The 1,119-nt window shown below is 70.2% G+C and carries 3 protein-coding genes; all 3 read left to right on the top strand.

Annotated elements, in window-relative coordinates:
* Window positions 1-288 (top strand): FadR/GntR family transcriptional regulator (locus tag EYA84_RS32165; RefSeq protein WP_131057890.1); only part of this gene is annotated, 288 nt, incomplete at its 5' end.
* A gap of 40 nt (window positions 289-328) precedes the next feature.
* The gene (gene mscL / locus EYA84_RS32160; protein WP_131057889.1) at window positions 329-802 is read left to right on the top strand and encodes a large conductance mechanosensitive channel protein MscL; all 474 of its coding nucleotides are present in this window, start codon (window positions 329-331) and stop codon (window positions 800-802) included.
* 81 nt (window positions 803-883) lie between these two features.
* Window positions 884-1,119 (top strand): hypothetical protein (locus tag EYA84_RS32155; protein WP_131057888.1); only part of this gene is annotated, 236 nt, incomplete at its 3' end.

Here is a 1,119-nt window from a genome sequence, read left to right as displayed (position 1 = left end):
TTCCTCTCCGGCACCACGCGGCGCGGCGGCGAGGTCGCCGCGTTCGTCGAGGCCGACGTCGCGCTGCACACCGCCGTCGTCGCGGCGGCGCACAACGGCATGCTCGCCGAGCTCTACGCCTCGGTCGCGACCGCCCTGCGCAGCACCGTCGCGCAGGCCATGGGCGACGCCCTGACACCGGACCGGCACGTCGACCACGCCCGCCTGGTGGCCGCCATCCGGGCCGGCGACCCGGAGCTGGCGGCCCGGGAGGCCGGTGCTTTCCTGGAGTCCGCACCCAAGGCATAGGTTGTCCTCGACGAAATACCGGACACCTCAGGAGTTACGGATGCTCAAGGGCTTCAAAGACTTCATCATGCGCGGCAACGTCGTCGACCTCGCGGTCGGCGTCGTCATCGGCGCCGCGTTCACCGGCGTGGTCACGCAGCTCACCAAGTCGTTCCTGGAGCCGCTGATCCGCGTCTTCGTGGTGCTGATCACGGGAAGCAACAAGGGCATCGAGGGCTCGGCGCCAGCTTTTCGGGGCATCCCGTTCGACTGGGTCGCCTTCGTCAACGCGCTGATCACGTTCCTGCTCACCGCGGCGGCGCTGTACTTCCTGGTCGTCTTCCCGATGAACAAGCTGGCCGAGCGCCGCAAGCGGGGCGAGGAGCCGCCGCCCTCGGCACCGAGCGAGGAGGTCAAGCTGCTCACCGAGATCCGGGACGCCCTGGTCGCCTCCGGCCGGACCACCCCGGCTCAGCAGCGCGGCGCCCTGGACGACGTGCTCGGTCGCCGGGAGGAACCGCCCACCGGGCGCTGAACCCGGCACCCGCACATCGGCCCCTGTGGGAATCCCGCAGGGGCCGCTCCATGTCGAACACATGTTCGATAGAGTCCCGCCATGGAGCAGCGAAAGCACTGGTGGAACGGGAAATGGGGGCGGCTGGCCCGACGGGACGTCTTCCTCCGGGCGGACGCCGATCGCTGGTACGTGGAACAGCGTGCCGGCGGGGCCGAGGGCGCATCCCGGTTCTACGAGTACGACACCGTCGACGATGCCGAGGAGACGGTACGCGCACTGCTCCAGGGCCCCGACACCTGGCGCGAACTATCCCCCCGCCCCCCATCCCCCTGGCC

It is taken from the genome of Verrucosispora sp. SN26_14.1 (assembly GCF_004307965.1).
In the GTDB taxonomy this organism is placed as follows: Bacteria; Actinomycetota; Actinomycetes; order Mycobacteriales; family Micromonosporaceae; genus Micromonospora.
Note: the sequence above shows the minus strand (reverse complement) of the source record. Positions and strands in the feature narration are given on the sequence as shown.

Excerpts from the sequence above, each read along its gene's own strand:
- mscL (WP_131057889.1), top strand. The coding sequence starts at position 329 with ATGCTCAAGGGCTTCAAAGACTTCATCATGCGCGGCAACGTCGTCGAC.